At 52.5% G+C, this 12,755-nt stretch carries 10 protein-coding genes, 2 tRNA genes and 2 rRNA genes; 4 read left to right on the forward strand and 10 right to left on the reverse strand.

Going from position 1 to position 12,755, the window contains the following annotated elements:
* Positions 1-57: 57 nt before the first annotated feature.
* The 4 genes from B1H58_RS05405 to B1H58_RS05420 all read right to left on the reverse strand — a co-directional run bounded on the left by B1H58_RS05405 (position 58) and on the right by B1H58_RS05420 (position 5,013).
* A 23S ribosomal RNA gene (locus tag B1H58_RS05405) occupies positions 58-2,962 on the reverse strand.
* Positions 2,963-3,134: 172 nt separating this feature from the next.
* Positions 3,135-3,210, reverse strand: a tRNA-Ala gene (locus B1H58_RS05410).
* Positions 3,211-3,322: 112 nt separating this feature from the next.
* Positions 3,323-3,399: transfer RNA gene (locus tag B1H58_RS05415), tRNA-Ile, on the reverse strand.
* Between the two features lie 72 nt (positions 3,400-3,471).
* Positions 3,472-5,013: ribosomal RNA gene (locus B1H58_RS05420) — 16S ribosomal RNA — on the reverse strand.
* Together the 16S and 23S rRNA genes with 2 tRNA genes alongside form the textbook arrangement of a ribosomal RNA operon.
* 472 nt (positions 5,014-5,485) lie before the next feature.
* On the opposite strand from B1H58_RS05420, the gene B1H58_RS05425 reads away from it, so the two are divergent.
* On the forward strand, positions 5,486-6,055 hold the full coding sequence (locus tag B1H58_RS05425; RefSeq protein ID WP_085068424.1) for a gamma carbonic anhydrase family protein: 570 nt from the start codon (positions 5,486-5,488) through the stop codon (positions 6,053-6,055).
* On the opposite strand, the gene B1H58_RS05430 is transcribed toward B1H58_RS05425, so the two are convergent.
* From B1H58_RS05430 to dprA, 6 genes are read right to left on the reverse strand one after another with little or no spacing between them, the layout of a single operon-like run.
* On the reverse strand, positions 6,016-6,264 hold the full coding sequence (locus B1H58_RS05430) for a DUF1488 family protein (RefSeq protein ID WP_085068426.1): 249 nt from the start codon (positions 6,262-6,264) through the stop codon (positions 6,016-6,018). The two genes, B1H58_RS05425 and B1H58_RS05430, sit on opposite strands and share 40 nt — an antisense overlap.
* The gene (gene aroE, locus B1H58_RS05435) at positions 6,261-7,079 is read right to left on the reverse strand and encodes a shikimate dehydrogenase (RefSeq protein ID WP_085068428.1); all 819 of its coding nucleotides are present in this window, start codon (positions 7,077-7,079) and stop codon (positions 6,261-6,263) included. Before aroE ends, B1H58_RS05430 begins: the two co-directional genes overlap by 4 nt.
* 3 nt (positions 7,080-7,082) lie before the next feature.
* Entirely contained in the window at positions 7,083-7,655 is a 573-nt protein-coding gene (tsaC, locus tag B1H58_RS05440; protein ID WP_418304140.1) for an L-threonylcarbamoyladenylate synthase type 1 TsaC, read from the reverse strand.
* Positions 7,648-8,202, reverse strand: a complete 555-nt coding sequence (locus B1H58_RS05445) for a DNA topoisomerase family protein (RefSeq protein WP_085068432.1) — start codon at positions 8,200-8,202, stop codon at positions 7,648-7,650. The genes tsaC and B1H58_RS05445 overlap by 8 nt, the downstream gene beginning before the upstream one ends.
* Positions 8,203-8,226: 24 nt before the next feature.
* Complete coding sequence (gene smg, locus B1H58_RS05450; protein WP_085068435.1) at positions 8,227-8,700, reverse strand: DUF494 family protein Smg; 474 nt, start codon at positions 8,698-8,700, stop codon at positions 8,227-8,229.
* Positions 8,672-9,796 (reverse strand): DNA-protecting protein DprA, encoded by a 1,125-nt coding sequence (gene dprA, locus B1H58_RS05455; protein ID WP_085068437.1) that lies wholly within the window; start codon positions 9,794-9,796, stop codon positions 8,672-8,674. The genes smg and dprA overlap by 29 nt, the downstream gene beginning before the upstream one ends.
* Before the next feature lie 127 nt (positions 9,797-9,923).
* On the opposite strand from dprA, the gene def reads away from it, so the two are divergent.
* Genes def through rsmB form a run of 3 tightly spaced genes read left to right on the forward strand, consistent with a single transcriptional unit; the run spans position 9,924 to position 12,735 of the window.
* Positions 9,924-10,436: a peptide deformylase gene (gene def / locus B1H58_RS05460; RefSeq protein WP_085068439.1), complete on the forward strand. Its 513-nt coding sequence runs from the start codon at positions 9,924-9,926 to the stop codon at positions 10,434-10,436.
* A 14-nt stretch (positions 10,437-10,450) separates the two neighbouring features.
* Complete coding sequence (fmt, locus tag B1H58_RS05465) at positions 10,451-11,398, forward strand: methionyl-tRNA formyltransferase (protein ID WP_085068441.1); 948 nt, start codon at positions 10,451-10,453, stop codon at positions 11,396-11,398.
* A 47-nt stretch (positions 11,399-11,445) separates the two neighbouring features.
* Positions 11,446-12,735, forward strand: coding sequence for a 16S rRNA (cytosine(967)-C(5))-methyltransferase RsmB (gene rsmB, locus B1H58_RS05470; RefSeq protein WP_085072237.1), 1,290 nt, complete (start codon positions 11,446-11,448; stop codon positions 12,733-12,735).
* The last annotated feature ends 20 nt before the right edge of the window (positions 12,736-12,755 follow it).

Genomic DNA, 12,755 nt, shown 5'->3' on the forward strand with positions numbered 1-12,755 from the left:
CATATCCGTCAACAAGGCTGAAAATACTCTCAGTTCCCAAAACGCTTCCGGCGTTGTAAGGTTAAGCCTCACGGGTCATTAGTACCGGTTAGCTCAACGCATCGCTGCGCTTACACACCCGGCCTATCAACGTCGTCGTCTTCAACGTCCCTTCAGGGGGCTCAGGGCCCCAGGGAAGACTCATCTCGAGGCAAGTTTCGTGCTTAGATGCTTTCAGCACTTATCTCTTCCGCACTTAGCTACCGGGCAGTGCCATTGGCATGACAACCCGAACACCAGCGGTGCGTTCACTCCGGTCCTCTCGTACTAGGAGCAACCCCTCTCAGTCTTCCAGCGCCCACGGCAGATAGGGACCGAACTGTCTCACGACGTTCTAAACCCAGCTCGCGTACCACTTTAAATGGCGAACAGCCATACCCTTGGGACCTACTTCAGCCCCAGGATGTGATGAGCCGACATCGAGGTGCCAAACACCGCCGTCGATATGAACTCTTGGGCGGTATCAGCCTGTTATCCCCGGAGTACCTTTTATCCGTTGAGCGATGGCCCTTCCATTCAGAACCACCGGATCACTATGACCTGCTTTCGCACCTGCTCGAACCGTCACTCTCGCAGTCAAGCCAGCTTATGCCATTGCACTAACCTCACGATGTCCGACCGTGATTAGCTGACCTTCGTACTCCTCCGTTACACTTTGGGAGGAGACCGCCCCAGTCAAACTACCCACCAGACACTGTCCCCACGCCGGATTACGGCGCCAGGTTAGAACATCAAACATTAAAGGGTGGTATTTCAAGGATGGCTCCGTGCGAACTGGCGTCCGCACTTCACTGCCTCCCACCTATCCTGCACATCAAGGCTCAATGTTCAGTGTCAAGCTGTAGTAAAGGTTCACGGGGTCTTTCCGTCTTGCCGCGGGTACACTGCATCTTCACAGCGAGTTCAATTTCACTGAGTCTCGGGTGGAGACAGCCTGGCCATCATTACGCCATTCGTGCAGGTCGGAACTTACCCGACAAGGAATTTCGCTACCTTAGGACCGTTATAGTTACGGCCGCCGTTTACCGGGGCTTCGATCAGGAGCTTCAGGTTGCCCTTAACCCCATCAATTAACCTTCCGGCACCGGGCAGGCGTCACACCGTATACGTCCACTTTCGTGTTTGCACAGTGCTGTGTTTTTAATAAACAGTTGCAGCCAGCTGGTATCTTCGACTGGCTTCGGCTCGGGGAGCAAGTCCCTCGACCTACGCGCCAGCGTGCCTTCTCCCGAAGTTACGGCACCATTTTGCCTAGTTCCTTCACCCGAGTTCTCTCAAGCGCCTTGGTATTCTCTACCTGACCACCTGTGTCGGTTTGGGGTACGATTCGTTGTTACCTGATGCTTAGAGGCTTTTCCTGGAAGCAGGGCATTTGTTGCTTCAGCACCGTAGTGCCTCGTCATCACGCCTCAGCCTTAACTTTCCGGATTTGCCTGGAAAGTCAGCCTACACGCTTAAACCGGGACAACCGTCGCCCGGCCAACATAGCCTTCTCCGTCCCCCCTTCGCAGTAACACCGAGTACGGGAATATTAACCCGTTTCCCATCGACTACGCCTTTCGGCCTCGCCTTAGGGGTCGACTCACCCTGCCCCGATTAACGTTGGACAGGAACCCTTGGTCTTCCGGCGAGCGGGCTTTTCACCCGCTTTATCGTTACTTATGTCAGCATTCGCACTTCTGATACCTCCAGCAGACCTCACAGTCCACCTTCAGCGGCTTACAGAACGCTCCCCTACCCAACAACACACAGTGTTGCTGCCGCAGCTTCGGTGCATGGTTTAGCCCCGTTACATCTTCCGCGCAGGCCGACTCGACCAGTGAGCTATTACGCTTTCTTTAAATGATGGCTGCTTCTAAGCCAACATCCTGGCTGTCTGGGCCTTCCCACATCGTTTCCCACTTAACCATGACTTTGGGACCTTAGCTGGCGGTCTGGGTTGTTTCCCTCTTCACGACGGACGTTAGCACCCGCCGTGTGTCTCCCGTGATAACATTCTCCGGTATTCGCAGTTTGCATCGGGTTGGTAAGCCGGGATGGCCCCCTAGCCGAAACAGTGCTCTACCCCCGGAGATGAGTTCACGAGGCGCTACCTAAATAGCTTTCGGGGAGAACCAGCTATCTCCCGGTTTGATTGGCCTTTCACCCCCAGCCACAGGTCATCCGCTAATTTTTCAACATTAGTCGGTTCGGTCCTCCAGTTAGTGTTACCCAACCTTCAACCTGCCCATGGCTAGATCACCGGGTTTCGGGTCTATACCCTGCAACTTAACGCCCGGTTAAGACTCGGTTTCCCTACGGCTCCCCTATACGGTTAACCTTGCTACAGAATATAAGTCGCTGACCCATTATACAAAAGGTACGCAGTCACCTAACGAGTAGGCTCCCACTGCTTGTACGTACACGGTTTCAGGTTCTGTTTCACTCCCCTCGCCGGGGTTCTTTTCGCCTTTCCCTCACGGTACTGGTTCACTATCGGTCAGTCAGGAGTATTTAGCCTTGGAGGATGGTCCCCCCATATTCAGACAGGATACCACGTGTCCCGCCCTACTCATCGAGCTCACAGCACATGCATCTTCGTGTACGGGACTGTCACCCTGTACCGTGCGCCTTTCCAGACGCTTCCACTGACACACATGCTGATTCAGGCTCTGGGCTGTTCCCCGTTCGCTCGCCGCTACTCAGGGAATCTCGGTTGATTTCTTTTCCTCGGGGTACTTAGATGTTTCAGTTCCCCCGGTTCGCCTCATGCCACTATGTATTCATGACATGATAGTGCAACGGATTGCACTGGGTTTCCCCATTCGGGTATCGCCGGTTAATAGCGGTTCATATCACCTTACCGGCGCTTATCGCAGATTAGCACGCCCTTCATCGCCTCTGACTGCCAGGGCATCCACCGTGTACGCTTATTCGCTTAACCTCACAACCCGCAAGCGTCTTGCGACACTCGTGAGTGCGAGAATTGAGAGAATCGTGAACAACAATAAAGTTGTTCCGTTTTCAATTTTCAGCTTGTTTCCGGATTGTTAAAGAGCAAAACTTCACAGTACATTCGCAAATGCACTCTGGAGTGTTCATCAACCAGCGGTTGATGGTGGAGCTAAGCGGGATCGAACCGCTGACCTCCTGCGTGCAAGGCAGGCGCTCTCCCAGCTGAGCTATAGCCCCAGATGTGTTGTAAAACCCGCGAAGAACCGAAATTCTTTTTCAGGCAAGGCGTACGTTCGGGAAGTTTACTGTGGTAAACGACCGGGCGTATAACGCAGCTTGAGAAAGAATTTGGTAGGCCTGAGTGGACTTGAACCACCGACCTCACCCTTATCAGGGGTGCGCTCTAACCACCTGAGCTACAAGCCTGCCGGGGTTTTACTGCTCATTACTTCTATCAGACAATCTGTGTGAGCACTTCACGGTCGGGATTCAGCATGGTAAGGAGGTGATCCAACCGCAGGTTCCCCTACGGTTACCTTGTTACGACTTCACCCCAGTCATGAATCACAAAGTGGTAAGCGCCCTCCCGAAGGTTAAGCTACCTACTTCTTTTGCAACCCACTCCCATGGTGTGACGGGCGGTGTGTACAAGGCCCGGGAACGTATTCACCGTGGCATTCTGATCCACGATTACTAGCGATTCCGACTTCACGGAGTCGAGTTGCAGACTCCGATCCGGACTACGACGCACTTTATGAGGTCCGCTTGCTCTCGCGAGGTCGCTTCTCTTTGTATGCGCCATTGTAGCACGTGTGTAGCCCTGGCCGTAAGGGCCATGATGACTTGACGTCATCCCCACCTTCCTCCGGTTTATCACCGGCAGTCTCCCTTGAGTTCCCGACCGAATCGCTGGCAACAAAGGATAAGGGTTGCGCTCGTTGCGGGACTTAACCCAACATTTCACAACACGAGCTGACGACAGCCATGCAGCACCTGTCTCACGGTTCCCGAAGGCACTTCCGCATCTCTGCAGAATTCCGTGGATGTCAAGGCCAGGTAAGGTTCTTCGCGTTGCATCGAATTAAACCACATGCTCCACCGCTTGTGCGGGCCCCCGTCAATTCATTTGAGTTTTAACCTTGCGGCCGTACTCCCCAGGCGGTCGACTTAACGCGTTAGCTCCGGAAGCCACGAGTCAAGCTCACAGCCTCCAAGTCGACATCGTTTACGGCGTGGACTACCAGGGTATCTAATCCTGTTTGCTCCCCACGCTTTCGCACCTGAGCGTCAGTCTTTGTCCAGGGGGCCGCCTTCGCCACCGGTATTCCTCCAGATCTCTACGCATTTCACCGCTACACCTGGAATTCTACCCCCCTCTACAAGACTCTAGCCTGCCAGTTTCGAATGCAGTTCCCGGGTTGAGCCCGGGGATTTCACATCCGACTTGACAGACCGCCTGCGTGCGCTTTACGCCCAGTAATTCCGATTAACGCTTGCACCCTCCGTATTACCGCGGCTGCTGGCACGGAGTTAGCCGGTGCTTCTTCTGCGGGTAACGTCAATGAACCAGGTTATTAACCTTGCTCCCTTCCTCCCCGCTGAAAGTACTTTACAACCCGAAGGCCTTCTTCATACACGCGGCATGGCTGCATCAGGCTTGCGCCCATTGTGCAATATTCCCCACTGCTGCCTCCCGTAGGAGTCTGGACCGTGTCTCAGTTCCAGTGTGGCTGGTCATCCTCTCAGACCAGCTAGGGATCGTCGCCTAGGTGAGCCGTTACCTCACCTACTAGCTAATCCCATCTGGGTTCATCCGATGGTGTGAGGCCCGAAGGTCCCCCACTTTGGTCTTGCGACGTTATGCGGTATTAGCCACCGTTTCCAGTGGTTATCCCCCTCCATCGGGCAGATCCCCAGACATTACTCACCCGTCCGCCACTCGTCAGCAGAGCAGCAAGCTGCTCCCTGTTACCGTTCGACTTGCATGTGTTAGGCCTGCCGCCAGCGTTCAATCTGAGCCATGATCAAACTCTTCAATTTAAAAGTCTGATGCTCGAGAAAAACGTCGTAATGAATTACGTGTTCACTCTGAGACTTGATACTGCAATAGTTTTTGCGATATCCCGTCCGTGAGTGCCCACACAGATTGTCTGATAAATTGTTAAAGAGCAGTGCGACCGGCGCTTCGTGCCGTTGTCGCGAGGTGGCGTATATTACGCTTTCCTCTTTCAGAGTCAACCCCTTTTTTCAGAAGTTTTTCTCCGGCGATTCAGACTTCGCTGAACCGCTCAACACCGCGTGGCGTAAGCCGTTGTGCCGTGTCGATGGAGGCGCATTATAGGGATCCGAATTCATTGCACAAGCCTTTTTTCGATCTTTTTTGCCGGTTGCTGACTTTTCATTCTTTTCGCTGTGATCTTATGCGATCGGCTTAAAATTACCGCACAATATCAAAGATGGTTTCATCTCTTATTCGCTACGCTGCATGACCTCACATCAAAGGAGCAATATCATGACTACTGCTTTACGTCCTTATAAGCATTTTTTTCCCCGTACAGGTAATCGTGTGATGGTTGATGCCACCAGCGTAGTCGTTGGTGATGTAACGCTGGAAGATGATGTCAGTATCTGGCCATTAGTGGCGATACGGGGAGATGTGAATAGCGTGGTTATCGGTAAACGCAGCAATATTCAGGATGGCAGCGTTTTACATGTGACGCATAAATCAGCCGCACGTCCGGAAGGCTTTCCTCTTATCATCGGAGAAGATGTGACGGTCGGTCACAAAGCGATGTTGCATGGCTGCACTATTGGCAACCGTGTGCTGGTTGGCATGGGTTCGATTCTTTTAGATGGTGTGATAGTAGAAGATGACGTGATGATCGGCGCAGGCAGCCTGGTCCCGCCAGGTAAGCGACTCGAAAAAGGCTACCTCTATCTTGGCAGCCCGGTTAAACAAATCCGCCCGCTAAATGAAAAAGAGATCGAAGGGTTACGCTATTCCGCAAACAATTATGTCACCTGGAAAGATGACTATCTGGATCAGGAAAGCCAGATCCAGCCCTCATCATCTTCTTTATGAGCTTCTATTAGCTCTTGCGCCTGATCTTCCAGATCCCAGCGGTTAGCACGGAAAAGATCCAGCGGTTCGCCTTTGCCGAACCGCTGGCAAAGTAGCTCCCCTTTAATTGCACAGGTTAATTGAAAGCCGTTCACCATGGCGGGAAAACAGACGGCCCGGCGTGTCTCATTCCACTCTTCTCTGTCGGGAAACTGAATCGCCTGATTCATGATGCCAACTCCGCCTGCAAGCGACTCAGTACTGGCGCGACGTCCGGTAATATGCCATGCCAAAGCAGGAAAGCATGTGCCGCCTGCCCCACCAACATGCCTATTCCATCTGCCGTAGCCGTTGCGCCTGCGTGCTGACACCAGTTCAGGAAAGGTGTCGCTGCCTGCTGATAAAACATATCGTAGCAGCGCGTGCCGGGAGTAATGAGTGAAGCGGGCAGCGCCGGGACAGCACCATCAACGCCACTGGAGGTAGCATTGATAATCAGATCAAACTTTTTGCCTGCCAACTCCGTCATGGCTAACGCTTCAATTTCGCCGGTATGTGCAAAAATAGCGGCCAGCTCGTTGGCTCGTGCTGGAGTGCGATTTGTTAATGTCAGAGAGCATCCAAAGGAAAGCAAGGGCAAAATGACGCCGCGCGCCGCGCCGCCAGCGCCCACTAACAGAATATTATCGCCAGGCTTAATAAAAGATAATCGTTCCAGATCGCTCAATAAACCGATCCCGTCAGTATTATCTCCCACTAATTTTCCATCCTGACGCATGTATAAGGTATTGACGGCCCCCGCCAACGCTGCCCGCTCCGTTAGCACATCAGCAAGCTCATAAGCCTGCTGCTTAAACGGTAACGTCACATTGGCTCCCTTCCCGCCCTGGCGTAAGAAGTCATGCAAACTTGCAGCAAAGCTATCGAGCGGTGCGAGCAATCTCCCATAACGATGCTCAATGCCCGTCTGTTTCGCAAATTCATGGTGGATCAAAGGCGACTTGCTGTGAGCAATCGGGTTGCCAATAACCACGAAGTTATCCATATCCTATCCCTGACGAATAATATCGCCGCTGATAATATCGCGAATCTCAGAAGGATTAAGCCGGCCACCGGTTTCACCCTGTAATACAGGAAAACTATCGCCAAACTGCTGCACAACTTCTGTAACGTTACGGCAAGGAGGCTGGCCGCTCAGGTTAGCACTGGTTGAAACCAGAGGTTTACCAAACTGACGGCAAAGTTCCTGTACTGCAGGATGATCGCTGACCCGTACCGCCAGCGTATCGAAACGCCCTGTTAACCAGCGTGGCGTATGCGGTAGCGCTGGCAATACCCAGGTTACCGGGCCAGGCCAGGAGGCAAACATTTTTTCGCGCTGCGTGACAGAAAGTTCATGGTCGGCAATATAGGGCATAAGCTGCTGATAATCAGCGGCAATTAAAATTAACCCTTTCTCTACCGGACGCTGCTTGAACGCCAGTAACTGCATAACGGCTTCTTCACTGTCCGGATCGCAACCCAGACCAAATACCGCCTCTGTGGGATAGGCAATAACCGCTTGCTGCTGAAGTTGTTCAACACACCAGCCAACTGTTCCGGGAATGATTTCTTTATTCACTTCTGTTTCCTGCATCAACGGGTTTACCGCACGCTTTGCTGGCGCAAAAACGTTTCAAACCTTGTGCTGTCTTTTTTTCGATTAATAAGGGGAAATGACAATACAGGCACGTTCCCTCTTTTGGCGTGAAATTCACTGCAAACTGGCAATCAGGATAACGATCGCAGGCGTGAAAACTCTTACCAAAACGCGAACGCCGTTGTACCAGATGCCCTTGCTCGCACTGTGGGCAAGCAATAGAGGTTTCATCTGGGCGATCGATCACTTCAGTATGCTCACATTCAGGATAGCGGCTACAGCCGATAAACATGCCATAACGCCCCTGCCGTAATACCAGATCAGCCTGGCACAGCGGACAGTGTTGCCCTTCCAGAACTTTAACAATATGCCCATCCGTCTGATTTTTCAGGGGGCGGACATAGTCACACTCTGGGTAATGTGAACAGCCAAGAAAAGGACCATGCTTTCCGGAGCGAATAACAAGATTTGCCCCACAGGTGGGGCAGGATTCATGTTTTCGCACTGTGAAAAGTGCTGGTTTACTCATTCTGTTATGTCACTGTGAAACAACTCAGTGCAGCATTCCTTCATTGACGTCGAAAAGTAACTCTTCCATTTGCTGATAAGCATTTTCACATCCTGGAATGTTGAACAGCACCATCAGCACCACCCATTTAAGATCATCCAGATCAAATTCAAACGTATCCAGGGCCATAACCCGTTCGATAACCATCTCACGCGTCTCCAGGTTCAAAACCTGAATCTGCTCCAGAAACAGAATGAAGCCGCGGCAGCTGGCATCAAGGCGCTGACTCTCTTCCTCTGTATAGATACGCATTGAGAGCGGATCGGTGGTAAGCAGTATCGGAGCGACAAGCCCGTCCTGATAGTCTGCTAATTTTTCCAACCAGTTCAACGCATTATTGATATCGTCACGATGAAAACCAGCATCAGCCAGATCATCAGTCAGTTTATCCTGGTCAACGCGCATCTCTGCTTCGCTGTGGATATAAGTTTCAAACAAGTACATTAGTACGTCGAACATGGCATGCCCTCCTCAATCGGACATAGCCGCCGGGTACAGCTGCGATCCATCCTGCTAACTCCAGCTCAAGCAGTTTAGCTATGATGGCTGGCACAGGTTGGCCGGCACGTTCAGCGACGACGTCAACAGGTGTAACCTCATCTCCTACGTTAGCCAACACCTCGGCAAATGGCAATGGACCATCAGCATTGTCTGAAGAATTAATTGTATTCTGCGCGGAAAGCGGTAGCCACTGTAGCTCACTGTTGATCTGTTCAAGAATATTATTGGGATGGGCCACTAATAACGCACCCTGCTGAATAAGCCAGTGCCCTCCCGCGCTAACGTCACTTCCCAGGGGGCCTGGCAAGGCATAAACCTCCCTGTTTTGCTCCAGCGCATAGCGTGCCGTAACCAACGAGCCACTCTTAAGTGAAGCCTCAACCACCAGAACGCCCAGGCTAAGGCCGCTGATGATACGGTTACGACGTGGAAAGTTATACGCATGCGGTAGGGTATTCAGCGGAAACTCGGACACCAGCGCGCCACCAGCCATAACAATCTCATCCGCGAGTCGTTGATGATTAGCCGGATACAGTTGTTCCAGTCCGCTTCCCAGCACAGCGACCGTTTTGCCTTTTACCGTTAAGGCGGCGCGATGGGCTACGGCATCAATTCCGCGTGCCAGACCGCTGGTGATGGTCAGCCCGCTTGCGGCCAGGATTTGAGTAAAATAATCCCCCCATTGCCGACCATAATGTGAAGCGTTGCGGCTACCCACTACTGCCAGCTGTGGTGTAGCAAGGAGATGCGGATCGCCGCGCAGCATTAAGACTGCGGGATAGCGCGCAACGTTTTTTAACAGGGGCGGGAACAAGGCATCCTCAGCCGTAATGAGATGATGATCCGGCTGTTCAAGCCAACGCACTGCCTGTTCGAGAACGGGTTCGGGCACTGACTGAAACGCCTCAATCTGTATGGCGTCGAAGCCTGCTGCGATATAATTTTGCGGTTCGTTATGGCCGCCGTGACTTAACAATTTTGCGGCTCTTAGCATTTTTTCGCCGCACAGCCCTTTTACGTTCATCAGGCGTAACCACACTTCTTCTGAAGTCATTTCGTATTCCCTGTCAATGTGCGCCAGTAGCCGCTTTCCCTGGTGCGCAATGCTGTCAATCAAGGAGTGAAATGTCTACAATAAGAGGTAACGATGGTTACTTCTCTGAATACAGATCTGGAAAGTTATGTCAGTTTTACAAGTATTACATTATCCCGACGATCGTCTGCGCATTGTCGCGAAACCGGTCGCAAAAGTGGATGCGGAAATCCAGCGCATTGTCGATGATATGTTCGAGACGATGTACGCTGAGGAAGGTATTGGCCTGGCAGCTACGCAGGTAGACATCCACCAGCGTATTATTGTTATTGACGTCTCCGAAAATCGTGATGAGCGTCTGGTGCTGATTAACCCTGAACTGCTGGAAGAAAGTGGTGAAACAGGCATTGAGGAAGGCTGCCTTTCTATTCCTGAACAGCGTGCGCTGGTTCCTCGTTCAGAGCGGGTAAAAATTCGCGCGCTGGATCGTGAAGGCAACACATTTGAACTGGAAGCGGATGGCCTGTTGGCAATTTGCATTCAGCATGAAATGGATCACCTGGTCGGGAAGCTGTTTATCGATTATCTCTCCCCGTTAAAACGCCAGCGTATTCGCCAAAAACTGGAAAAGCTGGCTCGCCTTAATACCCGAGCCTCCTGACAGTAAGGAATAGCGTGTCCGAATCACTAAAAATAATTTTTGCCGGCACCCCTGACTTTGCAGCGCGTCATCTTGCCGCGTTGCTTACGTCTGAGCATCAGGTAGTGGGTGTTTTTACCCAACCCGATCGCCCTGCCGGACGCGGTAATAAACTCACGCCCAGCCCGGTTAAGCTCCTGGCTCAGCAACATCATCTTCCGGTATTCCAGCCGAAATCGCTCCGCCCGGCAGAAAGTCAGCAGCTTGTGGCCGATTTGCAGGCGGATGTGATGGTGGTGGTCGCCTATGGCTTGATCCTGCCGCAGGCGGTACTGGATATGCCACGCCTCGGCTGTATTAATGTTCATGGTTCTCTGCTTCCTCGCTGGCGCGGCGCGGCGCCCATTCAGCGTTCGCTTTGGGCTGGCGACAGCGAGACCGGCGTCACCATTATGCAAATGGATATTGGCCTGGATACCGGTGCTATGCTGCTGAAACTGGCATGCCCTATCACCGCTGCGGATACCAGCGCAACGCTGTATAGCCGGCTGGCGGAATTAGGCCCGCAAGGATTACTGGAAACGCTGACGCATTTAAGTCAGGGTAGCGCGCAGCCACAACCGCAGGATGAGGCTCTTGCCACTTACGCAGAGAAGCTCAGTAAAGAAGAAGCTCAGCTCGACTGGTCTCTTTCAGCCGCTCAGCTTGAACGCTGTATCCGCGCGTTTAATCCCTGGCCTGTTAGCTATTTTTACATTGAAGAGCAGCCGGTGAAGGTATGGCAGGCCAGCGTACTGCCGCATCAGGCGGGTTATCAGCCAGGCGAAATTGTACAGGCTGATAAAAATGGCATTCAGGTTGCCACCGCTGAAGGCATCTTAAATATCCAAATCCTGCAGCCTGCAGGTAAAAAAGCCATGTCGGCCCAGGATATCCTGAACTCACGCCGCGAGTGGTTTACGCCAGGAACGCGCCTCGCCTGATTCACAGCCCGGTAATCACTCCGGGCCTGTTTATTGATGATCCAAATATGAAAAAAACGGTTAATCTCCGCAGTCTTGCGGCCCAAACACTTGAGCGCGTGGTAGAACAGGGACAATCACTGAGCAACCTGCTGCCGGTGGCGCAGAAAAATCTCTCCGATAAAGATAGTGCGTTGTTACAGGAACTCTGTTTCGGCGTATTGCGCACGCTACCGCTTCTTGAAGCAGCGATTAAGCAGCTTATGTCTCGCCCGTTAACCGGTAAACAGCGCTCCCTGCATTTCCTGATTATGGTCGGCCTGTATCAGCTGCTTTATACGCGTATCCCGGCTCACGCCGCGCTGGCTGAAACGGTTGAAGGCGCCACCGTATTGAAACGGCCCCAGATGAAAGGCCTGATAAATGGCGTTTTGCGTGAGTTTCAGCGCCAGCAGCCCGATTTGATGACGCAGCTTGAGCAATCTCCACAGCGCTTTTTACATCCGGCCTGGCTGTTAAAACGTCTGCAACTGGCATGGCCAGAGCAATGGCAACAAATTGTGGAGGCGAATAATCAGCGTCCTCCAATGTGGCTGCGCGTTAATCGTCAGCATCATAGCCGTGAACAGTGGCTGGCATTGCTGCAGGAAAGCGGCAACAATGCGACACCTCATCCCGTTTATCCCGATGCTTTAATGTTAGAGGCCCCTACATCGGTAGGTCAGCTACCCGGTTTTGAGCGGGGTTGGGTCACGGTACAGGATGCTTCAGCTCAGGGCTGCGTTACCTGGCTTGCGCCACAAAATGGAGAGCGTATCCTTGATTTGTGCGCTGCGCCCGGCGGCAAGACTACCCATATTCTTGAAGCAGCGCCGGATGCGCACGTTATGGCTGTAGACATCGATGCGCAGCGATTGCAGCGTGTTTATGAAAATCTTAAGCGGCTGAATATGCAGGCAGAAGTAAAACAGGGCGATGGGCGCTTCCCGGATCAATGGTGCAACGATACGCAGTTTGACCGCATTTTGCTGGATGCTCCCTGCTCTGCAACCGGCGTCATTCGTCGTCATCCTGATATTAAATGGTTACGGCGCGACCGTGATATATCCGAACTGGCCGCGCTGCAGCGCGAAATCCTGGATGCCATCTGGCCTCATCTGAAAGCTGGCGGCACGCTGGTTTATGCCACCTGCTCCATCCTGCCGGAAGAGAATCATTTGCAGATTGCAAGCTTCCTGGAGCGTCATCAGGATGCTGAACATATTCCACTTAGTGATGATTCAACCATCGGCCTGCAGTGTTTCCCGCATCCACAGGATGGCGATGGATTCTTTTACGCTAAGCTAATAAAAAGATAACGTAGTATGCGCTGCGACAA

Origin of the sequence: Pantoea alhagi (assembly GCF_002101395.1) — a bacterium.
Taxonomy (GTDB): domain Bacteria; phylum Pseudomonadota; class Gammaproteobacteria; order Enterobacterales; family Enterobacteriaceae; genus Mixta; species Mixta alhagi.

Coding starts and splice junctions, on each gene's coding strand:
- B1H58_RS05425 (WP_085068424.1), top strand. CDS start 5,486: ATGACTACTGCTTTACGTCCTTATAAGCATTTTTTTCCCCGTACAGGT.
- B1H58_RS05430 (WP_085068426.1), bottom strand. CDS start 6,264: ATGAATCAGGCGATTCAGTTTCCCGACAGAGAAGAGTGGAATGAGACA.
- aroE (WP_085068428.1), bottom strand. CDS start 7,079: ATGGATAACTTCGTGGTTATTGGCAACCCGATTGCTCACAGCAAGTCG.
- B1H58_RS05445 (WP_085068432.1), bottom strand. CDS start 8,202: ATGAGTAAACCAGCACTTTTCACAGTGCGAAAACATGAATCCTGCCCC.
- smg (WP_085068435.1), bottom strand. CDS start 8,700: ATGTTCGACGTACTAATGTACTTGTTTGAAACTTATATCCACAGCGAA.
- dprA (WP_085068437.1), bottom strand. CDS start 9,796: ATGACTTCAGAAGAAGTGTGGTTACGCCTGATGAACGTAAAAGGGCTG.
- def (WP_085068439.1), top strand. CDS start 9,924: ATGTCAGTTTTACAAGTATTACATTATCCCGACGATCGTCTGCGCATT.
- rsmB (WP_085072237.1), top strand. CDS start 11,446: ATGAAAAAAACGGTTAATCTCCGCAGTCTTGCGGCCCAAACACTTGAG.